21 protein-coding genes and 4 pseudogenes are annotated in these 23,078 nt (G+C 70.1%); 7 read left to right on the plus strand and 18 right to left on the minus strand.

Translation table 11 applies throughout. The features are described from left to right. Together ACFWDI_RS19765 and ureA are read right to left on the minus strand one after the other, a co-directional pair. Complete coding sequence (locus tag ACFWDI_RS19765) at positions 1–1,707, minus strand: urease subunit alpha (protein ID WP_385305553.1); 1,707 nt, start codon at positions 1,705–1,707, stop codon at positions 1–3. 100 nt (positions 1,708–1,807) lie between these two features. After that, the gene (gene ureA / locus ACFWDI_RS19770; protein WP_385305555.1) at positions 1,808–2,491 is read right to left on the minus strand and encodes an urease subunit gamma; all 684 of its coding nucleotides are present in this window, start codon (positions 2,489–2,491) and stop codon (positions 1,808–1,810) included. Positions 2,492–2,618: 127 nt separating this feature from the next. On the opposite strand from ureA, the gene ACFWDI_RS19775 reads away from it, so the two are divergent. Beyond that, positions 2,619–4,052, plus strand: coding sequence for a cytosine permease (locus ACFWDI_RS19775; RefSeq protein WP_385305557.1), 1,434 nt, complete (start codon positions 2,619–2,621; stop codon positions 4,050–4,052). A 90-nt stretch (positions 4,053–4,142) separates the two neighbouring features. On the opposite strand, the gene ACFWDI_RS19780 is transcribed toward ACFWDI_RS19775, so the two are convergent. From ACFWDI_RS19780 to ACFWDI_RS19795, 4 genes are all read right to left on the minus strand, one after another. Beyond that, complete coding sequence (locus ACFWDI_RS19780) at positions 4,143–5,078, minus strand: GNAT family N-acetyltransferase (RefSeq protein WP_385305559.1); 936 nt, start codon at positions 5,076–5,078, stop codon at positions 4,143–4,145. A gap of 116 nt (positions 5,079–5,194) precedes the next feature. After that, positions 5,195–5,542, minus strand: a complete 348-nt coding sequence (locus ACFWDI_RS19785; protein WP_385305561.1) for a YciI family protein — start codon at positions 5,540–5,542, stop codon at positions 5,195–5,197. Next, positions 5,539–6,474: a virginiamycin B lyase gene (locus ACFWDI_RS19790; RefSeq protein WP_385305562.1), complete on the minus strand. Its 936-nt coding sequence runs from the start codon at positions 6,472–6,474 to the stop codon at positions 5,539–5,541. Before ACFWDI_RS19790 ends, ACFWDI_RS19785 begins: the two co-directional genes overlap by 4 nt. Continuing rightward, positions 6,471–7,151 (minus strand): CatB-related O-acetyltransferase, encoded by a 681-nt coding sequence (locus tag ACFWDI_RS19795; protein ID WP_385305563.1) that lies wholly within the window; start codon positions 7,149–7,151, stop codon positions 6,471–6,473. The genes ACFWDI_RS19790 and ACFWDI_RS19795 overlap by 4 nt, the downstream gene beginning before the upstream one ends. A 291-nt stretch (positions 7,152–7,442) precedes the next feature. Between ACFWDI_RS19795 and ACFWDI_RS19800 the strand changes: the two are divergent. Further along, positions 7,443–8,294, plus strand: a pseudogene (locus ACFWDI_RS19800) (LysR family transcriptional regulator); the annotation flags it as partial. On the opposite strand, the gene ACFWDI_RS19805 reads toward ACFWDI_RS19800, so the two are convergent. The 3 genes from ACFWDI_RS19805 to ACFWDI_RS19815 all read right to left on the minus strand — a co-directional run bounded on the left by ACFWDI_RS19805 (position 8,214) and on the right by ACFWDI_RS19815 (position 10,989). Continuing rightward, positions 8,214–8,744, minus strand: coding sequence for a DUF4158 domain-containing protein (locus tag ACFWDI_RS19805; protein ID WP_385305565.1), 531 nt, complete (start codon positions 8,742–8,744; stop codon positions 8,214–8,216). The pseudogene ACFWDI_RS19800 and the gene ACFWDI_RS19805 overlap by 81 nt on opposite strands. After that, positions 8,627–9,715 (minus strand): branched-chain amino acid aminotransferase, encoded by a 1,089-nt coding sequence (locus ACFWDI_RS19810; RefSeq protein ID WP_385305567.1) that lies wholly within the window; start codon positions 9,713–9,715, stop codon positions 8,627–8,629. Before ACFWDI_RS19810 ends, ACFWDI_RS19805 begins: the two co-directional genes overlap by 118 nt. A gap of 230 nt (positions 9,716–9,945) precedes the next feature. Further along, positions 9,946–10,989 carry a 3-isopropylmalate dehydrogenase gene (locus ACFWDI_RS19815; protein WP_385305568.1) on the minus strand — a complete coding sequence of 348 codons (1,044 nt, stop codon included), beginning with the start codon at positions 10,987–10,989 and terminating at the stop codon, positions 9,946–9,948. A gap of 124 nt (positions 10,990–11,113) precedes the next feature. Between ACFWDI_RS19815 and ACFWDI_RS19820 the strand changes: the two are divergent. Beyond that, positions 11,114–12,453 (plus strand): annotated as a pseudogene (locus ACFWDI_RS19820) (purple acid phosphatase family protein). Positions 12,454–12,475: 22 nt separating this feature from the next. Here ACFWDI_RS19820 and ACFWDI_RS19825 read toward each other — a convergent pair. Together ACFWDI_RS19825 and ACFWDI_RS19830 are read right to left on the minus strand one after the other, a co-directional pair. After that, on the minus strand, positions 12,476–12,604 hold the full coding sequence (locus tag ACFWDI_RS19825; RefSeq protein WP_326652808.1) for a hypothetical protein: 129 nt from the start codon (positions 12,602–12,604) through the stop codon (positions 12,476–12,478). A 194-nt stretch (positions 12,605–12,798) separates the two neighbouring features. Further along, positions 12,799–13,326 (minus strand): annotated as a pseudogene (locus ACFWDI_RS19830) (substrate-binding domain-containing protein); the annotation flags it as partial. Between ACFWDI_RS19830 and ACFWDI_RS19835 the strand changes: the two are divergent. Then, positions 13,320–13,511, plus strand: a pseudogene (locus ACFWDI_RS19835) (NADP-dependent oxidoreductase); the annotation flags it as partial. The pseudogenes ACFWDI_RS19830 and ACFWDI_RS19835 overlap by 7 nt on opposite strands. Positions 13,512–13,549: 38 nt before the next feature. Here the strand turns inward: ACFWDI_RS19835 and ACFWDI_RS19840 are convergent. Continuing rightward, complete coding sequence (locus tag ACFWDI_RS19840; RefSeq protein ID WP_385305570.1) at positions 13,550–14,647, minus strand: calcium-binding protein; 1,098 nt, start codon at positions 14,645–14,647, stop codon at positions 13,550–13,552. Positions 14,648–14,829: 182 nt separating this feature from the next. Next, positions 14,830–15,372 (minus strand): GNAT family N-acetyltransferase, encoded by a 543-nt coding sequence (locus ACFWDI_RS19845; protein WP_385305571.1) that lies wholly within the window; start codon positions 15,370–15,372, stop codon positions 14,830–14,832. Between the two features lie 114 nt (positions 15,373–15,486). Here ACFWDI_RS19845 and ACFWDI_RS19850 point away from each other — a divergent pair, with 114 nt between their 5' ends. Next, positions 15,487–15,942: an SRPBCC family protein gene (locus tag ACFWDI_RS19850; protein WP_385305573.1), complete on the plus strand. Its 456-nt coding sequence runs from the start codon at positions 15,487–15,489 to the stop codon at positions 15,940–15,942. Next, on the plus strand, positions 15,939–16,337 hold the full coding sequence (locus tag ACFWDI_RS19855) for an ArsR/SmtB family transcription factor (protein WP_385305575.1): 399 nt from the start codon (positions 15,939–15,941) through the stop codon (positions 16,335–16,337). The genes ACFWDI_RS19850 and ACFWDI_RS19855 overlap by 4 nt, the downstream gene beginning before the upstream one ends. A gap of 82 nt (positions 16,338–16,419) precedes the next feature. Here the strand turns inward: ACFWDI_RS19855 and ACFWDI_RS19860 are convergent, their stop codons facing one another. From ACFWDI_RS19860 to ACFWDI_RS19870, 3 genes are all read right to left on the minus strand, one after another. After that, a complete protein-coding gene (locus ACFWDI_RS19860; protein WP_327326262.1) occupies positions 16,420–16,659 on the minus strand; it encodes a hypothetical protein in 240 nt (79 codons plus the stop codon). Positions 16,660–16,799: 140 nt separating this feature from the next. Next, positions 16,800–18,431 carry an L-glutamate gamma-semialdehyde dehydrogenase gene (gene pruA / locus ACFWDI_RS19865; protein ID WP_385305577.1) on the minus strand — a complete coding sequence of 544 codons (1,632 nt, stop codon included), beginning with the start codon at positions 18,429–18,431 and terminating at the stop codon, positions 16,800–16,802. A 40-nt stretch (positions 18,432–18,471) separates the two neighbouring features. Beyond that, entirely contained in the window at positions 18,472–19,398 is a 927-nt protein-coding gene (locus ACFWDI_RS19870; RefSeq protein ID WP_385305578.1) for a proline dehydrogenase family protein, read from the minus strand. A 189-nt stretch (positions 19,399–19,587) separates the two neighbouring features. On the opposite strand from ACFWDI_RS19870, the gene ACFWDI_RS19875 reads away from it, so the two are divergent. Next, on the plus strand, positions 19,588–20,925 hold the full coding sequence (locus ACFWDI_RS19875) for a PucR family transcriptional regulator (protein ID WP_385305579.1): 1,338 nt from the start codon (positions 19,588–19,590) through the stop codon (positions 20,923–20,925). Between the two features lie 171 nt (positions 20,926–21,096). On the opposite strand, the gene ACFWDI_RS19880 is transcribed toward ACFWDI_RS19875, so the two are convergent. Further along, positions 21,097–22,248, minus strand: a complete 1,152-nt coding sequence (locus ACFWDI_RS19880; RefSeq protein WP_385305581.1) for a hypothetical protein — start codon at positions 22,246–22,248, stop codon at positions 21,097–21,099. A 112-nt stretch (positions 22,249–22,360) separates the two neighbouring features. After that, the gene (locus ACFWDI_RS19885; protein WP_385305582.1) at positions 22,361–22,936 is read right to left on the minus strand and encodes a TetR/AcrR family transcriptional regulator; all 576 of its coding nucleotides are present in this window, start codon (positions 22,934–22,936) and stop codon (positions 22,361–22,363) included. Positions 22,937–23,078: the final 142 nt, after the last annotated feature.

The following is a 23,078-nucleotide window of genomic DNA, read 5'->3' on the forward strand; positions in this document are numbered from 1 at the left end:
CTAGAGGAAGTAGAGGCGGTTGAGGGAGATCGAGTCGGCGGGTTCGGACCGCACTGGGTCGCCGTCGAGCGTGACCAGGCCACTGGCGCCGTCCACCCCGACCTCGCCGAGGCGGGAGTTGAGCCGCAGATCGGCCGGGCCGATGCCGCGTGTGCCGCGTACCGCGACCCGGCGGCGGCGCGTCGGCATCAGGTCGGAGCCCAGTTCGGTCGCGGCCTTCGCCACGAAGGCCACCGAGATGTCCGCGGCGGTCGCTCCGTACGCCCCGAACTGCGGTCCGAGGACGAGCGGTTCACAGGTGTCGGTCGCGGCGTTGGGGTCGCCCGTCACCCCGTACGCCGGGAAGCCCGACTTCAGTACGAGCTGCGGCTTCGCCCCGAAGTACTGCGGCTTCCACAACACGATGTCCGCGAGCTTGCCCACCTCGATCGAGCCGATCTCGTGCGCGAGGCCGTGTGCGATCGCCGGGTTGATGGTCAGCTTCGCCATGTAGCGCAGCACACGCGCGTTGTCGTCGTGCGCGCCGTCGCCCTCCATCGGGCCGAGCTCGGCCTTCATCTTCCCGGCCATGGCGAAGGTGCGGCGTACGGTCTCGCCCGCGCGTCCCATCCCCTGCGCGTCCGACGAGGTGATCCCGATCGCGCCGAGGTCGTGCAGCACGTCCTCCGCACCCATCGTTCCGGCCCTGATCCGGTCCCGCGCCATCGCGGCGTCGCCCGGCAGATCGGTCTTGAGGTCGTGTACGGAGACGATCATCCCGTAGTGCTCGGCGACCGCGTCCCGTCCGAAGGGCAGGGTCGGATTGGTGGACGAGCCGATGACGTTCGGCACGCCCGCCATCTTGAGCACGTTCGGTACGTGTCCCCCGCCACAGCCCTCGATGTGGAAGGCGTGGATCGTGCGGCCGTCCAGGACGCGCAGCGTGTCCTCGACCGACAGGCATTCGTTCAGACCGTCGCTGTGCAGCGCGACCTGGACGTCGTACTCCTCGGCGACGCGCAGCGCGGTGTCGAGAGCCCGTGTGTGCGCGCCCATGTCCTCGTGGACCTTGAAGCCGGACGCGCCGCCCTCGGCGAGCGCCTCCACCAGAGGCGCGTCGTGGGACGACGAACCGCGCGCCAGGAAGCCGATGTTGACCGGCCAGGCGTCGAAGGCGTTGAAGGCGTGGCGCAGTGCCCAGGGCGAGTTGACGCCGACGCCCCACACCGGGCCGAACTCCTGGCCGATGACGGTGGTGACACCGGAGGCGAGCGAGGCCTCCATGATGCGCGGCGAGAGCAGATGGACATGGGTGTCGACGGCTCCGGCGGTGGCGATCATGCCCTCGCCGGGCACGATGCTCGTGCCCGTGCCGACGACGACGTCGACACCGTCGAGGGTGTCCGGGTTCCCGGCCCGCCCGATGGCGTGGATCCTGCCTTCGCGAATGCCGATCGACACCTTGCGGATGCCCTGTACGGCGTCGATGACAAGCACGTTGCTGATGACGACATCGCAGGTCTCGCGTACGGCGGCGGCCTTCAGGTGCAGCCCGTCGCGCGCGGTCTTGCCGAAGCCGGCCAGGAACTCGTCGCCCGGCTTCTGCGTGTCCGACTCGACGCGGACCACGAGCCCGGAGTCGCCGAGCACGACCCGGTCCCCGGCGCGGGGGCCGTGCACGGACGCGTACTCGTACGGATCGATACCGGTCCTGTCGGTGCCGGTCATGAGCGGACCTCCAGCTCGTGGTGGGCGTACGACGCGGGGCGCGGGGCGGCGCCCGTCGCGGGGCGCGGCGTACAACGCGGCGTACGGCGCGAGGCGGCGCTCAACGCTCCGCTCCCAGATAGCCGCAGGCCGCCGCGCGCCGCAGCGCCTCTTCCTTCGCGCCGGGCGCGTCCAGCGGGCCGTCGACCAGGCCCGCGAAACCGATCGCGATCCGGTCGCCGCCGATGGGCAGCAGGCCGACCTCGGCCTCGCCGCCCGGGTCGAAGCGGACGGAGGACCCGGCGGGCACGCAGAGCCGCATCCCGTACGCCGCGGCGCGGTCGAAGTCGAGTCGCGGATTGGCCTCGAAGAAGTGGAAGTGCGAGGTGACGCTGACCGGCACGGCCGCGGTGTTGCGCACGGTGAGCCCGAGTGCGGGCTCGGGCTCGGCGTGCGGCGGAGCGGGCAGTACGGCGCCGGGCGCACCGTCGCCGAGTCCGCCGCCTCCGATGGGCTCGGAGACCACGGCGAGCCGTGAACCGTCGTCGAAGACGGCCTCCACATGCACCTCGGTGACCACATCCGCCACACCGGGCAGGACATCGTCGGGGCCCAGCACACTGCGGGCCGCCTCGATCGCCTCCGCGAGCCGTCGGCCGTCGCGGGCCGCCTCACAGACGGTGTCCGCGATGAGCGCGGTCGCCTCGGGGACATTGAGCCTCAGGCCACGGGCCCGGCGCGCCCGCGCCAGTTCGGCGGCGCCGAAGAGCAGCAGCCGGTCGCGCTCGGTCGGGGTCAGTCGCACGTCACCACACCTCCCTGTTTGAACGTCACTCTAACCGCGAGTTTCTTTTCACGGAAGCATTGACGTAGGACCGACGCCTGAGTCACATTGAGCGCCACTCAAACAGCCGAGTCTCAGGGGCACCCCTATGCCGATAGAACAGCGCGGAGTCGACACCATCCCGGACGTGGAGCGCACCAGTACGCCACGCGATCTCATCTCGATCCTGCTGGGCTCGAACCTCTGCCTGGGCGTCATCGTCTTCGGCTGGCTGCCGCCGTCCTTCGGGCTCGGCCTGTGGCCCTCAGTGACCTCGATCGTCATCGGCACGCTGGCCGGCATCCTGGTCACGGCCCCGCTCGCGCTGATCTCCCTGCACACGGCGACCAACCTCTCCACGTCCAGCGGCGCCCAGTTCGGCGTACGCGGCCGGCTCGTCGGCTCGGTCGTCGGCCTGCTGCTCTCGCTCGGGTACACCGCCCTCACGCTGTGGATCGGCGGCGACGTGATGGTCGGCACCCTGTCCCGGCTGGTCGGGCTGCCCGACGGCGGGGCCACCCGCGCCCTGATGTACACGCTGCTCGCGGGCTGTACCGTCGTCGGCGCGATCTACGGCTACCGGCTGCTGCTCCGGCTCAGCAAGGTGCTGTCCATCGGCATGGTGATCCTGCTGCTGGTCGGCGTCTTCGCCTACGCGGGCGACTTCACGACGGCCGCGCCCCCCGACACGCCGTACCTGCTCGGCTCCTTCTGGCCCACCTGGCTGCTCGCGGCCGTCGCCGCCGGGCTGAGCGGCCCGGTCGCCTTCATCACGCTGCTCGGTGACTACACGCGCTACATCTCGCCGCGCCGCCACAGCACCCGCAAGGTGTACTGGGCCGGCTGTCTGGGTCTCCTCCTGGGCCTGCTGGTGCCGCAGCTGTTCGGTACGTACACGGCTCTCGCCGCCCGCGCGGGGCTGGAGTACGCGGGACCGCTCGTCGACGCCGCGCCCTTCTGGTACCTGGCACCGCTGCTCCTCGCGGCCTCGGCAGGTTCGGTCGGCAACTCCGGCCTGATGCTGTACTCGATGGGCCTCGACCTGGACGCGATCCTGCCGAAGGCCACCCGCGCCAAGGCCACCGTGATGGCCGCCGTCGTCGCGACCACGTTCGTGTTCCTCGGCTCGTTCGCATGGGACGCGCAGTCGGCCATGACGTCCTTCGTGCTGCTGCTGACCGCCATCGGCACCCCGTGGGCGGTGATCACGCTGATCGGACATGTGCGCTGCGGCGGCCAGTACGACCCGGACGCGCTGCAGGTCTTCAACCGCCGCGCCCGGGGTGGCATCTACTGGTACCGGGCGGGCTGGAACGTGCGGGCCACGGCGTCCTGGGCCCTGGGCGCGGCGGTCGGTCTGACGGCGGTCTCCACCACGGTCTACGAAGGCCCGCTGCTCGCCCTCACGGGCGGAGTGGACTGCAGCTTCATCCTCTCCGGCATGGTCGGTGGCCTGACGTACACGCTGCTGACCCTGCGGGCTCCGGTCCCGGCCGTGACGTCGACCGCGGCGGAACCGTCCACGGTCGACGTCACCGCATGACGGCCCGGTCCGCAGCGGTGGATCAGGCTGCTGAACCTGCCGCGTCTCCGGAGATCGTTTGGGGGATATCCGGAGACGCGGCAGGTGGGGTCAGTCCCAGACCAGGTTGAGGGAGCGTTCGAAGTTGACGTATCCGGCGCGGGCGAAGGACTTCGCCATGGGGACGTTGCCGAGGTCCGTCGATGCCCTGATCCGGTCGACACCCTCGGCGGCCAGGATGCGGGTGCCCTCGGCGAGGATCTCGTCGATGTAGCCGTTGCCGCGGTGTGCGGGCAGGACACCGATGTACGCGATGATCGGGTGGTAGCTGTTGCGGGCCGGGACCACGAAGCCCACCGGACCGCCCCCGCCGGGGAGTTCGGCGATGCGCCACCACTCGTGCGGGCTCTTGAACCCGGCGAACTCTCCGTCGTAGTGCCGTTCCGCCGCCTCGCGCGGGCTCAGTCCGGATGACAGGTCCGCCTGGCCGTGGGCGTCGAGGGTGCCCTCCATGACCGGGGCCATCAGGGCGAGGAGGTCCTCACGGTCGGCCACCGGGCGGAAGACGAGGCGCCCCTTGGACTCCGGGAGCAGGGACGACGGGGTCCACTGCAGCCGCAGCCGCTCGACCAGCAGCCGTGCGCCCGTGCTCTCCAGCACGCGCGTGCGGGATTCGACCACCTCGCGGGCCGCGGGGTCCTCGTGCCAGTCGGGCGGGACGAAGCGGCCGTACTCCGGCAGCTTCGCGCCCGCCGGGAAGACGGTCGCCGTCGCCGTCTTGAACAGCCGCAGGCCGATCTCGTCGCGGTCGGCCCGGGGCAGCGTGTCGTCGACGTCGAAGAAGTCGAACTGCAGCGGGACGTCACCGCCCGGGGTCGTCCACCAGGCGAGCCGGGCGAGGAGACGGTCGCCGTCCAGGGCCACCCAGGCCCACTCGGGGCGGCGGCAGCCGCCGGCGAAGTCGTCGGTCAGTTCGTGGTCGAGGACGTAGGAGAGCCGGCAGAAGAGATCGATCTCCTCAGGGCCGGTCAGAGGTCGGTAGCTCACCGATGTCAGAGTCAAGTCAACTCCTGCGAAGGGGTACGACGCTCCGGACCCGGGATGTCGTGCTGGTCAGGCACGCCGGGTGTCCGGGGCAGAGGACGTCGAGGGCCGCATGCTGCTCAGGCCGATTCGAGGACCGGGCGGATTTCGAGCGCCTCCGGGGTGGGGAAGCCGCGGGCCAGCTCGATGGCCTCGGCGTGGTCGGCCACCTCCAGCACGAACCAGCCGCCGAGGGTCTCCTCGCCGCTGTGCACGGGCCCCTCGGTCACCGCTACGGACCCGTCCGCCGTCTTGCGCACGGTGACGGGGCCCTGGTGCTCGGTGTCGAGGGCGTCGCCGCCCGCCAGCTTGCCCGCTGCCGCGAGCTCGCCGATCCAGGTCTCGTACGCCTTCCGGTAGGCGTCGCGGTCGGCCCGGATCCGGGCGCGTGACGCATGCGTCTCGAAGATCACGAGGGCGTATTTCATGAGGCGTTCCTCTGTTCGGTGTGCTTGGTGGTGATGGTGGTTCTGGTGGTGGTCGGTTTGATGCGGGCCAGTGCGCCTGTCTCCAGGGCCGTCCACAGGGCGCCGTCCGGGCCCACCGTGATCCCGTGCGGCTCGGAGGCCGGGGTGGGCAGGTCGTGGACGGTGACCGTGCCGTCGGAGGTGATCGAGCCGACGCGGTTGCCGCCCCACTCGGTGAACCACGCCGTGCCGTCGGCGTCGGTGGTGACGGCGTGCGGCCGGGCCGAGCGGTCGGGCAGCGGGTACTCGGTGATCCGGCCGTCGGGCGCTCTCCGGCCGATCTGACCGGCCGCGATCTCGGTGAACCAGACGCTTCCGTCCGGGCCCGCGGCGATTCCGACCGGTGCGGCCGCCTCGGTGGGCAGCTCGTGGACCGTGATGCGGCCGTCCATGCCGATGCGGCCGATGGCGTTGGCCTTGTTCATCGTGAACCACATCGCGTCCCCGGCCGCGGCGATCGCGGAGGGGAACGCGCCGGTGCGCGGCAGCGGGTACCCCGTGACCGTTCCGTCGGTGGTGAGGCGGCCGATGCGGTCGGCGGCGGTCTCGGTGAACCACAGCGCGCCGTCCGGCCCCGCGGCGATACCGAAGGGACCGCACTCCGCGGTCGGCAGCGGGAACTCCGTCACCCGGCCGGCCGTCGTGATCCGGCCGATCCGGTGCGCCCGGTACTCGGTGAACCACAGTGCGCCGTCCGGCCCGTTGCTGATCACCGTCGGACCGCTGTCCGGGGCGAGCTGATAACTGGTCGGCTCCTGTCCCGGGACGAGCCGACCGATCCTGCCGCTGTGCACCATGGTGAACCACAGCGCGCCGTCCGGGCCGGTGGTGATCGCGTACGGGCCGCTGTCGCGACCGGACACCGCGTACTCCTCGACGGTCCGGGTCGTCACTCCTGCTGCTCCAGACCTTCGGCGGCGGCGATGCGCTCGATGTCCTGCGGGGAACCAGCCATGATGGTCCGGGCGTGCGCGGTCACCAGCTCGACGGGCCAGTCCCACCAGGCGACGCGCACGAGCCGTTCGATGCCGCTGTCGTCGAAGCGCTGTCTGATCGTCCTGGCCGGGTTCCCGCCCACGATGGTGTACGGCGGCACGTCGGCGGTGACCATCGCTCCGGCCGCGATCACTGCGCCGTCGCCGATCCGTACCCCCGGCATCACGGTGGCTCCGTATCCGAACCACACGTCGTTGCCGACCACCGTGTCCCCGCGGCTGGGCATGCCCGTGACGAGGTCGAGGGTCTGCTCGGTCCACTTCCCGCCGAACATGGTGAAGGGGAAGGTGGACACCCCCATCGACGGGTGGTCGGCGCCCGCCATCAGGAACCGGGTGCCCGTGGCGATCGCGCAGTACTTGCCGATGATCAGCCGTTCCGGACCGTAGGCGTACAGCACATTGCGCTGCGCGAAGTCGGTCGCGCCGTCGGGGTCGTCGTAGTAGGTGAAGTCACCCACCACGACGTTCGTCCCGGCGACCAGTGGCTTGAGGAAGACGACCCTCTCGTGGGCAGGCAGTGGATGGATGGTGGCCGGGTCAGGTGTCCGGGCAGCGCTCGGGTCAGATGTCACGCGGGAATCTCTCCGTGGGGGTTCGTGCTCGGAGGGCGGAGCCAAGGGCGGCGAGTCCCATGGCCGATGAGGTACGCGCCTTCCGCGCGGTCCACGCCTTCCGGGTCGTCGGCCGAATTGAGCAGGCCGGTCCTGCCGCCTCATGCCGACTCATGTCACCTGCCGGAAGCGGCCTCCCGGCCCGGTACCCAGCATGCGTACCGGGCAGCCCGGGAACAACAGCCGTTCTTGTTATGGTCGTTAACCCAGAGGTTCACGACTCCGGGGACCAGAAGGGAACCGGGGGACATGATGGAACTGCGGGACATAGAGATCTTCCTGACGCTCGCGGAGGAGCTCCACTTCGGCCGCAGCGCCGAACGCCTGCATGTCTCCCCAGCCCGTGTCAGCCAGGCGATCAAGAAACAGGAACGCGCCATCGGCGCCCAGCTCTTCGAGCGAACCAGCCGCCACGTGCGGATGACCCCCGTCGGAGAGGTGCTGCTCCAGCGGCTGAAGCCGGCATACGAGGGCATCCAGGAAGCCATGGCGGAGGTGACCACCATCGCCCGCCACTCGGCCGGCACGCTGACGCTGGGGGTCATGGGCGCACAGATGCACGACATGACCCCGGTCCTGACCCACTTCCGAGCCCGGCACCCGTCCGCCGAACTCCGGTTCCGGGAAGTGTTCTTCAGCGATCCGTTCGGAGCCTTGCGGGCCGGCGAGGTCGACGCAGTGACCACCTGGCTGCCGGTCCGCGAGCCGGACCTGACCGTCGGAGTGGTGCTCCGCGAGGAACCGCTCAACCTGATGGTGGCCGCGGATCACCCGCTCGCCCGGCAGGAGTCGGTGAGCCTGGAGGTGCTCGGCGACCACATCGTGCCGCGCCTGAACGGCCCCATTCCCGCCTACTGGGAGACCGCCGTCCTGCCGGCCCGCACACCGGCCGGACGCCTCGTCCGCCGCGGCCCGGCCGTCGCCACCTTCTACGAGATCCTTGCCCTCGTCGCGGCAGGCGACGCGGTCTGCACAGTCCCCGACGAGGGGCGGCGCTACAACGCGCAGACCGACGTCGTCCACCTACCCCTCCACGATGCCCCGCCCGTCCAGTGGGCCCTGATCTGGCGCACGGACCGCGCGACCCCACTGGTACGCGCACTCGCCGAGGCGGCGACGGACTGCGGGGACGCAACTGGGCGGTAGAGACGGGATGTGCCGGCGTCGGTGTCGTGTCCCTCGGTCCCCATCCCGGCCCGCCGCGACCCGCCCGATGTGGTCCGCCCACGCCACGGCCGGAACCTTCACCTGCTGAGCCACGTAGTCCACCGCGGCGGCCGACACCTCCTGGGCCGTCTCCGGGAACCGCGCCTCCACCTCGAAGAACTTCAGCAGCAGCGCGAACCCGAGCCGGGGACGGACGGCGCGGAGACGACTAAGGCCCGCCACCGGTGTGAACCGGTGGCGGGCCTTCGTACGTAGAGCTGCGGTCGGCGTCAGCCCACCTGGTGGGTCCAGCCGTGGACGTCCTCCGCCTTGCCCGTCTGGATGTCCAGCAGCGCCTTGCGCAGCCGCAGCGTGACCTCGCCCGGCTGGCCGCCGGACTGCTTCCATTCGCCGCTCGCGGACTTGACCAGGCCGACCGGGGTGATGACCGCGGCCGTACCGCAGGCGAAGACCTCGGTGAGCGTGCCGTTCTCGGTGCCGGTCATCCACTGGTCGATGGAGATCCGGCCCTCCTCGGACTCGTAGCCGAGATCCTTGGCGAGCTGGAGCAGCGAGTCACGGGTGATGCCGGCGAGCAGCGAGCCGGTGAGTTCGGGGGTCACGATGCGGTTCCCGTACACGAAGTACAGGTTCATGCCGCCCAGTTCCTCGACCCACTTGTGCTCCACGGCGTCGAGGTAGGCGACCTGGTCGCAGCCCTTCTCGGCGGCCTCGGCCTGGGCGAGCAGGGACGCGGCGTAGTTGCCGCCGGTCTTGGCGTCGCCCATGCCGCCGGGGACGGCGCGCACACGGTCCTCGGACAGCCAGATGGAGACCGGCTTGACGCCGCCGGGGAAGTAGGCGCCCGCGGGCGAGGCGATGACGATGAAGAGGTACTCGTTGGCGGGCCGCACACCCAGGCCGACCTCGGTCGCGATCATGAAGGGGCGCAGATACAGCGAGGACTCTCCGCCGTGCGCCGGGACCCACGCCTTGTCCTGCTGGACCAGTGCGTCGCACGCCTCGATGAAGGTCTCGACCGGCAGCTCCGGCATCGCCAGCCGGGCCGCGGACCTCTGGAAGCGCTGGGCGTTCGCCTCGGGACGGAAAGTGACGACCGAGCCGTCGGGACGGCGGTAGGCCTTCAGGCCCTCGAAGATCTCCTGCGCGTAGTGCAGCGTCATATTGGCCGGGTCGATCGACAGCGGCGCGTACGGGACGAGCTGAGCGTCGTGCCACCCGCGCCCCTCCGTCCACTTGATCGTCACCATGTGATCGGTGAAGTGGCGGCCGAATCCGGGGTTGGCCAGGATCCCCTCGCGCTCCGCGTCGGACAGCGGGTGCGAGGAAGGCTTGAGCTCGATCGTGGGCGTCGTCATGAGTGCAGTGTCCTTCACCGGTTGTTTGTGACGGACCGCGCTCACGCCGCTGCGACTGCTAGGACGTCCGAGCTTTCCCGCATGCCGCGGCCCACGTCGATTATCGCTCGCGTGGGGCCGTGCAAGAAACGGGGTGAATGCGGTCCAGGGTTGATGGTGACACCCGGAGGCCGCACAGGAGAAGCCGCCGGGTGCTGATGCGACCCGGCGGCTTCAGTGGAACCGTCAGGTCAGCCGGCTACTCGTACCGCGAGCGCGTCGCCGATCTCGTCCGTCGTACGGACCGTCGTACCGTCACGCTCCGCGAGGTCGGCGGAGACGGCCTCCTCGATGCGTGCCGCCTCGGTCTCGAAGCCGAGGTGACGCAGCAGGAGGGCGACGGAGAGGATCGTGGCCGTCGGGTCGGCCTTGCCCGTGCCCGCGATATCGGGCGCGGAGCCGTGGACGGGCTCGAACATCGACGGGAAGGTGCCCGTCGGGTTGATGTTGCCGGACGCGGCCAGGCCGATACCGCCGGTCACGGCAGCGGCGAGGTCGGTGAGAATGTCACCGAAGAGGTTGTCGGTGACGATGACGTCGAAGCGCTCCGGCTGGGTGACGAAGAAGATCGTCGCGGCGTCGACGTGCAGATAGTCGGTGGTGACCTCGGGGTACTCCTGGCCGACCCTGTCGAAGATGTTCTTCCACAGGTGACCGGCGTAGACGAGGACGTTGTTCTTGTGGACCAGCGTCAGCTTCTTGCGCGGACGGGAGTTCGCCCGCTCGTACGCGTCACGGACGACGCGCTCGACGCCGTACGCCGTGTTGAGGCTGACCTCGGTGGCGACCTCGGCGGGCGTACCGGTGCGCAGGGAGCCGCCGTTGCCGGTGTACGGGCCCTCGGTGCCCTCGCGGACGACGACGAAGTCGATGTCGGGGCGGCCGGCCAGCGGGGTCGCGGTGTTCGGGAACAGCTTCGACGGACGCAGGTTGACGTAGTGGTCGAAGGCGAACCGCAGCTTGAGCAGCAGCCCGCGCTCCAGCACACCGGACGGCACGGACGGGTCGCCGATCGCGCCGAGCAGGATCGCGTCGTGACTCTTGAGGGAGTTGAGCTCCGCGTCCGGGAGGGTCTCTCCGGTGCGGTGCCAGCGCTGGGCGCCGAGGTCGTACTCCTTGGTCTCCAGCTTCACATCCTGCGGGAGGACGGCGGAGAGGACCTTCAGGCCCTGAGCCACGACTTCCTGGCCGATGCCGTCACCGGGGATCACTGCGAGATTGATGCTGCGAGACATATCGGCACCCTACTCCGCGTCCCATCCAATGACACTTGATGTCCATCATCCGGACAGGCGTGTCCTCGATCGCCGGACGGGCCCGAACTCCGCCGACCGGTCGGACCCGGTGGGAAGTTTGTGAATCGTTCACCCAAAGTCTGGGCACGAGTATCTGCGCGCCAAGCACGCACGCCCCAAGCTCTCCCGGCGCGGCGCGCTGGCCGGCGGCCTTGCGGCGGGTGTGGCGGGCGGCGGCGGTCTGCTGCTCGGCCGTGCGTCCACCGCGAGCGCGGCCTCCCCCGAGCTCGCCACGGCCCCGGCGACCGCGGTGGTGAACGGCACGCTGGTCGCGCCGTTCGGGCGCCATCTCGCCTTCGGCGCCGATCCGAAGACGCAGATGCGGATCTCCTGGCAGGTGCCGTTCGCGGTGAAGAAGCCGTACCTGCGCGTCGGCCCGAAGCCCTGGGACCTGAGCCGGAAGATCGAGGCCGAGGTGCGCGATCTGCACACGCCCTCGCTGTCGAAGAAGCTGCCTGCGGTCGACCAGTACTACCTGCACGCGGGGCTCGACGGGCTGAAGCCGGGGACGACGTACTACTACGGGGTCGGGCACGAGGGCTTCGATCCGGCCTCGCCCGAGCGGATGGCGACGATCGGCTCGTTCCGTACGGCTCCGGCGACGCCCGAGAAGTTCGTCTTCACGGCCTTCGGGGACCAGGGCGTGAGCTATGACGCCCTCGCCAACGACCAGTTGATCCTCGGTCAGAACCCGTCCTTCCATCTGCACGCGGGCAATATCTGCTACGCGGACAGCAGCGGGGAGGGCAAGGAGTCGGACACCTACGACGCACGGGTGTGGGACCAGTTCCTGGCGCAGACGGAGAGCGTGGCCTCGCGGGTGCCGTGGATGGTAACCACCGGCAACCACGACATGGAGGCCTGGTACTCGCCGAACGGCTACGGCGGCCAGTCGGCCCGCTGGTCGCTGCCGGGGAACGGTCCCGACGCGCGCAACGCGCCGGGCGCGTTGGCGGAGTGCGGGACGCCTGGCTGCCGCTCTTCACCAAGCACCAGGTCGACCTGGTGATCAACGGGCACAACCATGTGTACGAGCGCACGGACGCGATCAAGGGCGGCGAAGTCGGCAGGCCGGTGCCCATCGGGGCGTCCACCGACCCGACGCGGGACGGCATCGTGTACGTCACGGCCGGCGGCGCGGGCAAGGATCTCTACAGCTTCGGGCCCGGTGTCGAGGACAGCTACGAAGGCAATGTCCATGACCACGACACCATCGTGACGTTCCACTGGACCAAGCTGCGACTGCCCGACCCCGACGCCGTGCAGTGGTCGCGCGTGCGCTACACCGGCTTCTCCTTCCTCGCGGTGGAGGCGGAGTCCGGTACGGCCCCGAAGCTGAAGGTCTCCGCGCTCGCCGAGAGCGGCAAGCGCATCGACTACTTCGAGGTCAAGCGCGGGCAGTGAAGCGGGCGGCGAGGATGCCGGGTCAGTGACCCGTGGAACCGCCGTTGTCCCTGCGGTCGAGGGCTCGCTGCAGGGCGGCGGCGGCATTCTTGCGGTCGGACTCGCTCGTGCGGGACGAGTGGCGGACGCGGCGGGCGGTCTCAGCGGGCATGATGATCGACTCCTTCAGATCAGAAAGCCACACGGCAATGCCGGTGATGTATCTGTGAGGCGCCGGAAGGGGCGGTGAGCGGTGCCACAGGGGTTGCCTGCTGGGGGCACTGACTCAGGGCCGCCATTCGCTGGATCGAGCGAGACGTTCGGCTTCTACAAAGCTAGGACAGGTACACGCTTCTGTCTCCACAATTACTCGGACTTCCTACTATCTGAGACGGCGATCACCGGACGATCACCACGCGCTGGCCGGGAGAGGGCTCTGAGCTCCCGGATCAGAGCCCTGACCGCGACCGTGCGGGCCAGCTCAGGGGTGGTGACATAGCCGACGGAGCGCGTCGGGCGCTCCGGCCCGAGATCGGTGACCTCGATGTTGGCCGGTGCTCCGGTCAGGGAGAGCTCAGGCATGACCGCCATCCCGAAACCACTGCTCACCATCGAGAGCACTGCCCCGTCGTCCTCCGCCTGGACGGTCGCCTTCGGGAGCCACTGCTGGTCCGCCCACCATGCGCGGGTGTACGAGGTGCAGTTCTCGGCCCAGTCGACCAGCGGCAGTGAGCGCGGCGCCGGATGCCCGGCCGGGTGGACCAGGGCGTACCCCTCCTCCACCAGCACTCCCCCGACCAGCTCCTGCGGTACGGGCGAGGTGGTCCCGATCGTCGCGATCCCCAGGTCGGCGCGCCCGTCGGCGACCTCGCCCGCCGTGCCGCGACCGAGCTCCCAGCGTGCTGGTGCGCAACTACACCGATGTGCAGGGCGAGTTCGAGGAGTTCCTCGTCCCGCATCTGCGGAGCGGGCGGATCTCGCCGGACGTCACGGTCGTCGACGGCTTCGGGCTCATCGTGGACGCCTTCCTCGGCATGCTGCGGGGCGAGAATCTCGGAAAGATGCTCGTCAGGGCGTAAGGCCGGTCGGCCTGGAAGAACTGCCCGCGGTTCGGCGGTCAGACCTCGCAGTTGATCTCGAGGTCGGCACCCGCTTCGCCGTCACAGTCGTCCGTATGGGCATTGCCGTTGAGGAAGTCTGCGCTGGGGCCGCCCCTGAGGACGTCGTCGCCGGTTCCGCCGTCGATCGCGTCGGCCCCGCCCGCGGCGCCGGCGGTCTGGCCGGTCTGGCCGACGTTGTCGCCGAACAGGACGTCGTTCCCACCGCGCCCGAAGATCAGGTCGTGCCCGGCGGTGGCTCCGGTGGCATCCCCCAGGGCACTGTCGCCGACGATGATGAACTCGCCCGCGCCGCCACCCACGATCCGGTCGTTGCCGGAGCCGATCGCCGTGCCCCCGGAGGCGTTGTGGTCGCCGACCGCGACCGTTCCACCATCCGCGCCCAGGTCGATGACGTCGTCACCGCCGCTCCCGCTCGCGTTGCCGATGATGGCCGTGTTGTCGCCCGTCGCATCGCCGAGTTCGCCACGGCCTTCCAGCAGCACGTCGTCACCGGCTCCCGAGGCCTCGTAGAAGCCGACCGCGTCGCCGTAGAGACCGTCGTTTCCGTCGCCGCCTTCGAGACGGTCCCTCGCGCCGCCCGAGGCGTAGTCGCCTCTGTTGTCGCCGATCAAGGTGTCGTCCCCGGGCCCGCCGTACAGCGCGTCATTCGCCTCCCCCTCGGCCCTGCCCTGGATGGCGTAGTGATCGCCCACCAGGCTGTCGCTGCCGACGCCGCCGATGAGACGGTCCGCTCCCGTGGCTCCGGTCGCGTCTCCGGTGCCGCTGTAGCCGTCGCCGATCACCCCGTCGTCGCCGTCGCCGCCGTTGACCGAGTCGTTGCCCGGTCCGCCGATCAGACGGTCGTCGCCACCGAGACCGCAGATCAGGTCGTTGCCGCCGAGACCGTCGACGACGTCATCGCCCGGAGTGCCGATGATCACGTCGGGCCCCGGCGTCCCGGTCGTGGACGTGGCCGGGACGCCGAAACAGAGCGGCACCCGCGCGCCGGCTTCGCCCGCTCCCAGGCCGACGAGGGCGGCTGCCGCGAGGACGTCGACGCAGCAGATCAGGAGGGCCCGGTGGCCAGGTCCCTGTCGAAGGTGCTTGTGCTGCATGGCTGCTCCCTGGGTCTGGTCGTGAGCACTGGCGCGTGATCACTTCCAGCCCCGGGCGCCCGAGCAGCGCCGCCGCGCGCGATTTCATCCGTTCAGTCACGGCTTCCGTATCAGTCACGGCTTCAACGCGGTGGCGCACCAGAACGGCTGGTACGACGTCACCGTGGGCCTCGGTCCCCGGGCTAGAGGACGTCGCCGTCGCGCCAGTCGAAGATGAGCGTGCGGCTGGGGGCGGGGAGGGGGCGGCTCGCCGCCGGGCGGACGTAGGTACTGTCCTCCTCGTCCGGCAGCGGAATGACCCCGCCCAGCCCCTGCGCCGCGATCGGCCCCTCCCAGAGCCGCCAGCCGCGTGCCCGGTACAGCTCGGCGCCGTCGTCGGAGGCGGAGAGGGCCCCGAACTCGTACGCCCCGTCGATCACCCGTTCCAGCGTCTCCATCACCAGGCCGCCGAGTCCGCGCCGCCGCCGGTCGGCGCGGACCGCCACCGCCTCGATGTGTCCGATACGCAGTGAGCGGTGGGCGTGGATCACCCGGCGCTGGATCACGCTGCCGTGCGCGACGAGCTCCCCGTCCTCGTGCACCAGCGCATGGATGCCGCCGAGGCTGTGATCCCAGTCGTCGTCGCTGAAGCCGCCATGGAACGCATCCGTCAACAGGGTGCGGATCTCGAGGAGTTCGGCGGGGCCGAGTTCGAAGGTGTGGGCGGTGCGCAGTGACTCACTCATGCTCCGCATCCTCCCAGGCCGCCGCAACCACTCGCGCAACCGATGGGTTGCACGATTTGCCTATGACGTGCAACCATTGGGTAGCACGTCATAGCCGAACAGGAGGCAGGGATCATGAGTAAGGACCGCATCGAACGAGAGATCACCATCGCCGCACCGGTGGAGCGCGTGTGGGCCGTGCTCACCGAGCCGGAGCACGTCGGCTCCTGGTTCGGGCAGGGCAAGCCGACGCCGGTCGACCTGCGCCCGGGCGGGACCATGTACCTGGATCACGGCCAGTACGGCCAGTTCCCCACCACGATCGTGAAGGTCGACCCGCCGCACCACTTCTCGTACCGCTGGGCGAGCGCCTTCCCCGGGGAGCAGGCGGTCGAGGGCAACTCCACCCTGGTGGAGTTCACCCTCACCCCGGACGGCGCCGGCACGCACCTGCGCGTGGTGGAGACCGGCTTCGACGCACTCGCCGTCCCCGAGGACAGGATCGACACCGCTGGGTACGACAGCCACTCGGCGGGCTGGACCGAGGTGGTCGTCAACCTGCAGAAGTACGCGGAGCAGCTCGCGGAATGACGGCGGACGCAGACCAGGAGGCCGTGGCGGAGGTCCTGTCCGCACTGGCGGACCCGACCCGGCGCCGGATACTCGACGCCCTCGCCGCGCACGGGGAGGCGACCGCCACGGTCCTGGCGACAGAGCTGCCGGTCAGCCGGCAGGCGATCGTGAAGCACCTCGCGGTCCTCGACCGGGCCGGCCTCGTCGCCGGCCGCAGGGAGGGACGGGAGACGCGGTACACGGTGCTGCCTGCGCGGCTGGGCATCACAGCCCGATGGATGGACCGGGTCGCCCACGAGTGGGACACCCGCCTCTCGGCCATCAAGCGCCTGGCCGAGGCCGCCCCGGCCGCGGACAAGGCCGCCCCGGACACAGAACCGGAGAGGGAAGCAGGCTCCGCGGCCGACGCCTAGCGGGGAGGCGACGCCTGGTCGGGGAGGCCGATGCCCGGCATCCGGGGGCCCTTCGGGTCGCCCCCGGCGCGGGGCCGCCGCCTTACGCCGACACCTTCCGGGTCAGGTCCTGCGCAAGCCGCTCGACCCACTCACCGAATTCCTGCCGGTGATGCACAAGTCCCCCGCACAAGACGCTGACCTGCGCATCGGTGAGCCGGTTCGGCCCGTCCATCGTCAGTAGCGCGCTCAACTCCCGCATCACGGAAGCCACCCGCACGGCGTCGGTGTGCTCAATCCAGTCGATCCCGTGCCCGGGGCCGAGAGTCGTGGAACCAGGCATCACACTCTCCTTCCAGCACCCCCTCACTGCAGCCTAAACCCGTCGAACGTGGACCGCCCCCGGCCGGCGTGGGGGCCGGGCGGGGGCGGGGTCACGAGGGGGCTTCGGCCCGGTGGGGCGTCGGCCGGGGTGGGCGGAGGTCAGCCCATGTGCGGGTACGGGTAGTCCGTCGGCGGGACCAGCGTCTCCTTGATCGCGCGGGTCAGCGTCCAGCGCATCAGGTTCTGCGGGGCGCCCGCCTTGTCGTTGGTGCCGGACGCGCGGCCGCCGCCGAAGGGCTGCTGGCCGACGACGGCGCCGGTCGACTTGTCGTTGATGTAGAAGTTGCCCGCGGCGTACCGCAGCTTCTCCATCGTGTGCGCTGCCGCCGCACGGTCGTTGGCGACGACCGCGCCGGTCAGGGCGTAGGCCGACACCGACTCCATCTGCTCGAGCATGGCGTCGTACTGGTCGTCCTCGTAGACGTGGACCGCCAGGAACGGGCCGAAGTACTCGGTCGTGAAGACCTCGTTGCTCGGGTCCGCGCATTCGACGACGGTCGGGCGGACGAAGTAGCCGACCGAGTCGTCGTACGTGCCACCGGCGACGATCGTGCAGGTCGGGTCGGCGGCAGCGCGGTCGATCGCGGCCTTGTTCTTCGCGAAGGCACGCTCGTCGATCACGGCACCGATGAAGTTCGTCAGATCCGTGACGTCACCCATCTTGATGCCGTCGACCTCGGCCGCGAACTCCTCCTTGAAGCCGGAGTTCCAGATCGACGCGGGGATGTACGCACGCGAGGACGCCGAGCACTTCTGGCCCTGGAACTCGAAGGAGCCGCGGGTCAGAGCGGTCTTCAGCACCGCGCGGTCGGCGCTCGGGTGCGCGACGACGAAGTCCTTGCCGCCCGTCTCGCCGACGATGCGCGGGTAGGAGCGGTACTTCTCGATGTTGTTGCCGACCGTCTTCCACAGGTGCTGGAAGGTCTTGGTCGAGCCGGTGAAGTGGATACCGGCCAGCTCGGGGTGGTTCAGCGCCACCTCGGAGACGGCGATACCGTCGCCCGTCACCAGGTTGATGACACCCTTCGGCAGACCGGCCTCCTCCAGGAGCTGCATCAGCAGCACGGCGGCGTGGGTCTGCGTCGGGGACGGCTTCCAGACGACGACGTTGCCCATGAGGGCGGGTGCGGTCGGCAGGTTGCCCGCGATCGCGGTGAAGTTGAAGGGCGTGATCGCGTAGACGAAGCCCTCGAGCGGACGGTGGTCCAGACGGTTCCACACACCCGGCGAGTTGGCCGGCGGCTGCTCGGCGAGCAGGTCACGGGCGTACTTGACGTTGAAGCGCCAGAAGTCGACGAGCTCGCAGGGGGTGTCGATCTCGGCCTGCTGGGCGGTCTTCGACTGGCCCAGCATGGTGGAGGCGGCGAGCGTCTCGCGCCACGGACCGGCCAGCAGCTCGGCCGCGCGCAGGATGATCGCGGCGCGGTCGTCGAAGGACATCGCACGCCACGCGGGCGCGGCGGCGAGCGCGGCGTCGACCGCGTCCTGCGCATCCTGCTGCGTGGCAGCGGCGAACGTACCGATGACGGCCTTGTGGTTGTGCGGCTGTACGACGTCGACGCGCTCGCCGCCGCCCATCCGCCGGACGCCGCCGATCGTCATCGGCAGCTCGATCGGGTTCTCGGACAGCTCCTTGAGCTTCGCCTCGAGGCGGGCGCGCTCGGGGCTGCCGGGCGCGTAGGAGTGAACCGGCTCGTTGACCGGCGCGGGGACCTGGGTGACAGCGTCCATGGGTGCCGAATCTCCTTAATCAGTAGGTCAGTTGGGGGGTTCAGCCGCGGCTGACCAGCGAACGCAGGAAGAACGCCAGGTTGGCGGGGCGCTCCGCGAGGCGGCGCATGAAGTATCCGTACCAGTCGGTGCCGTACGCGATGTAGACACGCATCCGGTGGCCCTCTGCGGCGAGCCGCTGCTGCTCGGCCTCGCGGATGCCGTACAGCATCTGGAACTCGTACTCGTCGAGTTTGCGGCCCGCCCGGCGGGCGAGCTCCTGGCTGATGGAGATGATGCGCGGGTCGTGCGACCCGACCATCGGGTAGCCCTCACCCTCCATCAGGATCTTCAGGCAGCGGATGTAGGCCTTGTCGACCTCGGCCTTGTCCTGGTACGCGACGGTCTCGGGCTCCTTGTAGGCGCCCTTGACCAGACGTACGCGTGAGCCTGCCGCGGCCAGCGCGCGGCAGTCGTCCTCGGTGCGGAAGAGGTACGACTGGACGACCGCGCCGGTCTGCGGGAAGCGCTCACGCAGTTCGGAGTGGATCGCGAGCGTCGAGTCGATGGTGGTGTGGTCCTCCATGTCGAGGGTGACCGTGGTGCCGATCCCGGCGGCGGCCTCGACGACCGTGGTGATGTTCTTCAGCGCGAGGTCGTGCCCGCCGGGCAGGGCCTGACCGAAGGAGGAGAGCTTCACCGACATCTCGGCGCGGACCCCGAGATCCAGCGGCTCAAGGGCCTCGATGAGCTCCAGGTAGGCGTCGCGGGCGCGCAGCGCCTCCGCCGGGTCGGTGATGTCCTCACCGAGGACGTCGAGCGTGACCTCGAGACCACGGTCGGCCGTGTCCCGGACGACGGGGATCGTCTCCTGGACCGTCTCGCCGGCGATGAAACGGTTCACCACGGGCTTGGTGACCGGGGCGGCCGAGACGATACGGCGCATCTTGTCGCTGCGCGACGCGGCGAGGATCACGGGACCCAGCACGGGGACCTCCACGGAGAGAAGGACAGAGCAGAAACGGAGGCGAAGCGGAACAGACGACAACGCATCCGGAACGGCACGAAGAACCACCGTGAAACCTAAGGATCGCTCCGATCCTCTGCCATCGACAGCTGTCACGCATCCGTGGTCCGGATCTCAGACATATGTCTGAAGGGGTGCGAGAATGGCGGAGTGAAAGGCGATTACCAAGAGCTGGTCGACGAGATCTCGGCGCTGCTGGCCGAGCCGGCGACGTTGGAGAACCGGGACTTCGGCCTGATCGCCTTCGGAGCCCACGACAGCGACGACGACACCGCGATGGACCCCGTCAGGACACGCTCGATCCTGACCCGGAAGTCCACACCGGCGGTCCGCGCCTGGTTCGAGGGCTTCGGCATCGCACGTGCGACGGGCCCGGTCCGGATCCCGGCAGCCCCGGAGGCGGGGGTCTTCCGCGACCGGATCTGCCTTCCGGTACGCCACGGGGGCATCGTCCTCGGATACGTATGGCTGCTCGACGCGGCCCCTGGGCCCACGCAGGCCCAACTCGCCGCGGCGATGGAGGTCACGGCCAGGATCGGCACGCTGCTCGCCGACGAGGAGCGTGCGGGCACGGATCTGTCCCGTGAGTTCCGCGCCGTCCTGACGGCGGAGAGCGGCTGGCAGTACGACATGGCGGTGGCGGCGCTCCGCACGGCGTTGGGCGGCACGAGCGCGGACCGCCTGGACGCGGTGGTGTGCGTGACGCCATGGAGCGCGGCCGATGCCCCGTCGTCCCGCTCGCTGCCGGGTGTGGCAGCGCTGTGCACGGTGCCGTGGGACACGGGACTCGGCGACGGCGGCAGGTCCGGGCAGCTCGAGACCGGGTCACTCGATACGGCCCCGGACGGGGCCGGAGATCCCGGCAGCGGCGCGAGCACGGGCACCTCGGCCCGGCGCGCCGCGACCCGCACGTCTCGCGGCGGAGCCGATGCCTCTCCGTCCGGCGCCCCGCACCCGCACGACGACTCCGCCCCCGACGGCCATGCGCTCGCCGTCCTCGTACGGCTCCGCTCCGCCGACACCCTCTCGCCCGCCCTCACCGCGGCCGACCGGCTCCGCGCCGCCGCGGGCGGGGACGCGGCGACCGCCGGGATCGCCACGCCGCGGCGCGGCCTCGCCGGACTCAACACCGCCTGGCTGGAGGCGGCTTCCGCGTCCCGCGCGGCACGGGCCGAGCCCCGGCTCGGCCCGGTCGCCGAGTGGCCCGCCATCGGCCCGTACCGCATGCTGACCGCGCTCCCCGCGGACGCCGCGCACGACCCCGCCGTACGCGAATTGCTCGACCGCTCCCACACCGAACTGGCCCGCACCGCCGAGGTGTTCCTCGACTGCGCGGGCCAGGCGGGACGCACCGCGGCGGCGCTCGGCATCCACCGCCAGACGCTCTACTACCGGCTTTCGCGCGTCGAGCAGCTCACGGGCCTGGACCTGGACAACGGCGAGGACCGGCTGCTGCTGCACATGGCCCTGAAGGCGGCACGGCTCTAAGGCGGAGGATCGCCCTCGTACTGGACGTACTTGGGCGACTCCGACCAACGCGAGTGTGCGTGCCAGGGGTCGCGGGGCAGGCGGGACTTCTCAAACACGCCCTGGCCCCACAAGGCTCGGGTCGTCGACCCGGGCCCGAGGGGATCCCTGCGCACAAACGGATCCGGCGGGCTACTTCGCGGCGGGCGGCTGCGGGGGCAGTTCGAAGCGCAGCAGGGCCCCGACCTGGTGCGTGCGCAGTTCCGTCTCCGCCACGATGTGCCGGACCTCGCCGCCGTCGTCGATGACGGTCTCGGTCAGTTCGTCGATGATGTCGGGGACCTCGCGCAGCGGCTCCCCGCAGAGCGGGCAGGTCTCTCCCGAGCGCGCGAGCAGCCCGTCCCGGTCGCAGACGACGCCAGGGACGACCGCCTCCTCGTCCGCCGCCAGCGTCCTGATCGCGGCCAGCGACGCCGCCCACAGCGTCTCGTCGAGCCCGACTGCGCTGGCCCGCTGGGCCGCCTTGGCCTCGAAGATCTCGCCGACGAGCCGTAGCTGCTCCTCCTGTGCGTGATCGGAGACGAACTCCTCCACCTTCTGCCTGATGTCCGCGGGCGTTGTGGTCTCGCGGTCGATGGTGAAGTTTCCGACGAGCCGGTCCCGCAGTTCGCGGGGGAGGAAGTTGATGAAGGCCGGTACCTCATGACGGTGGCCGCCGACGACGAGCAGGTCGAAGCTCCCGTTCCCGAACAGCTGCTTCAGCTCGGCGACGAGCCGCCGGTAGTGCCGTTTGCTCAGCTCGTCGGCCTTGTTGCGGACCCGGTCCTCGGCGAGCCCCGCGGCGTAGTTGGGCTTGCGCAGCGTACGGTCGCGGATCATCTCCAGCTCCCGGACCTGGTCGAGGTAGTGCTCCCAGACCTGGCCGGTGCCCTTGTCCACGATGACCGCGCAGGTGCGGTAGTACTCGTCGAGCACGCCCAGCATCGGACGGACGTACGGATCGGCGTCCACCACGATGCGTTCGCGGGTGCTTCGCGGCAGCCGCACCTCCTCGTAGACGCCGTTGCCGCTGCAGGAGAAGACGGCGACAGCGCCCGGTTCATGGGGCTCCTCCACGAGCGTTTTCTCGATCTTCGCGATGTCCTCGCGGAGCGAGAGCCGCGCGGCGTGCTCAAGTGAGCTGTCCTCCGCGAGGGGCCGGATGCGGTCCAGCAGGCTCGCCAACCGGGCCATGAACGCGCGGCGGCCCCTCCTGTCCGCTTCCACGGGGACGTAGAGAGAGACGCACGGAAGTCCGTTTCCCTCCACCCGGAGGATTTGATCGACCTGCTCTTGCGTGATCATCGCCGCTCCTCACCGCTCCGTGAGCCTCGCTCCGCCCCGTTCCAGGTAACGCGGGGGGCGCGAAAGCGGCAACCACAGCGACACTCCGACTGGCGGACCCCCGCAGCGGGTCTCAGCCCTTCTTCTCCAGGATAGCCCGCAGCCCGTCAGTCAGGTCCTTCGCCGACGGCGCCGTCTCCGGGTCGACCATCCACTGGATCATCACGCCCGCCACCATCGCCTGGTAGAAGAGCCCCGCCACCCGGGCCTTCTCCGGGTCCGCCCCCTGGTCCATGCCGGCGAAGGCCTCGGCCATCCCCATCCGGCCCTCCAACTGCGGTTCCCTGATGGCCTCGCGCAGCTTCTCGTCGTCGTCGAGCCGCGATACGACCTCCAGTTGGAGCTTCCAGACCTGGCGGCTGGCATCGAACGCGGCGATGACCTGCTCCCAGGTCTTCTCGAAGCGCTCGAGGGGATCCGCCGCCATATCGGGCGCTTCCCTGTTGGCCGGGCCGACCGCGTCGCCCCACTCCTCGGTCACCGCCAGGAAGGCCTGGTTGAGCAGCGCCTCCTTGGAGCCGTAGTGGTAGCCGATGGAGGCCAGGTTGGTGCCGGAGGCCGCGACGATGTCGCGCGCGGTCGTCCGGGCGTAGCCCTTCTCCAGCAGGCAGCGCTTGGCGCCTTCGAGCAGATCCTCACGATGTCCCATGTCAGCAGCGTACCGCGCGTCCATACAACTGTCCTATACCTACGTTTTACACAGATGTACTAGACGGTTGGCACGTGAACCGGTCGCGGCGAGCTGAACGTACACACAAAGGGCCCGGCCCACCGCGATCACGCGGTGGGCC

Origin of the sequence: Streptomyces sp. NPDC060064 (assembly GCF_042736455.1) — a bacterium.
In the GTDB taxonomy this organism is placed as follows: Bacteria; Actinomycetota; Actinomycetes; order Streptomycetales; family Streptomycetaceae; genus Streptomyces.

What these genes read in the sequence shown, in the direction of transcription:
- ACFWDI_RS19765 (WP_385305553.1), bottom strand. Translation starts at nt 1,707, where the DNA reads ATGACCGGCACCGACAGGACCGGTATCGATCCGTACGAGTACGCGTCC.
- ACFWDI_RS19775 (WP_385305557.1), top strand. Translation starts at nt 2,619, where the DNA reads ATGCCGATAGAACAGCGCGGAGTCGACACCATCCCGGACGTGGAGCGC.
- ACFWDI_RS19785 (WP_385305561.1), bottom strand. Translation starts at nt 5,542, where the DNA reads ATGAAATACGCCCTCGTGATCTTCGAGACGCATGCGTCACGCGCCCGG.
- ACFWDI_RS19805 (WP_385305565.1), bottom strand. Translation starts at nt 8,744, where the DNA reads ATGGAAGCAGTCCGGCGGCCAGCCGGGCGAGGTCACGCTGCGGCTGCG.
- ACFWDI_RS19810 (WP_385305567.1), bottom strand. Translation starts at nt 9,715, where the DNA reads ATGACGACGCCCACGATCGAGCTCAAGCCTTCCTCGCACCCGCTGTCC.
- ACFWDI_RS19815 (WP_385305568.1), bottom strand. Translation starts at nt 10,989, where the DNA reads ATGTCTCGCAGCATCAATCTCGCAGTGATCCCCGGTGACGGCATCGGC.
- ACFWDI_RS19825 (WP_326652808.1), bottom strand. Translation starts at nt 12,604, where the DNA reads ATGCCCGCTGAGACCGCCCGCCGCGTCCGCCACTCGTCCCGCACGAGC.
- ACFWDI_RS19840 (WP_385305570.1), bottom strand. Translation starts at nt 14,647, where the DNA reads ATGCAGCACAAGCACCTTCGACAGGGACCTGGCCACCGGGCCCTCCTG.
- ACFWDI_RS19845 (WP_385305571.1), bottom strand. Translation starts at nt 15,372, where the DNA reads ATGAGTGAGTCACTGCGCACCGCCCACACCTTCGAACTCGGCCCCGCC.
- ACFWDI_RS19850 (WP_385305573.1), top strand. Translation starts at nt 15,487, where the DNA reads ATGAGTAAGGACCGCATCGAACGAGAGATCACCATCGCCGCACCGGTG.
- ACFWDI_RS19855 (WP_385305575.1), top strand. Translation starts at nt 15,939, where the DNA reads ATGACGGCGGACGCAGACCAGGAGGCCGTGGCGGAGGTCCTGTCCGCA.
- ACFWDI_RS19860 (WP_327326262.1), bottom strand. Translation starts at nt 16,659, where the DNA reads ATGCCTGGTTCCACGACTCTCGGCCCCGGGCACGGGATCGACTGGATT.
- pruA (WP_385305577.1), bottom strand. Translation starts at nt 18,431, where the DNA reads ATGGACGCTGTCACCCAGGTCCCCGCGCCGGTCAACGAGCCGGTTCAC.
- ACFWDI_RS19880 (WP_385305581.1), bottom strand. Translation starts at nt 22,248, where the DNA reads ATGATCACGCAAGAGCAGGTCGATCAAATCCTCCGGGTGGAGGGAAAC.
- ACFWDI_RS19885 (WP_385305582.1), bottom strand. Translation starts at nt 22,936, where the DNA reads ATGGGACATCGTGAGGATCTGCTCGAAGGCGCCAAGCGCTGCCTGCTG.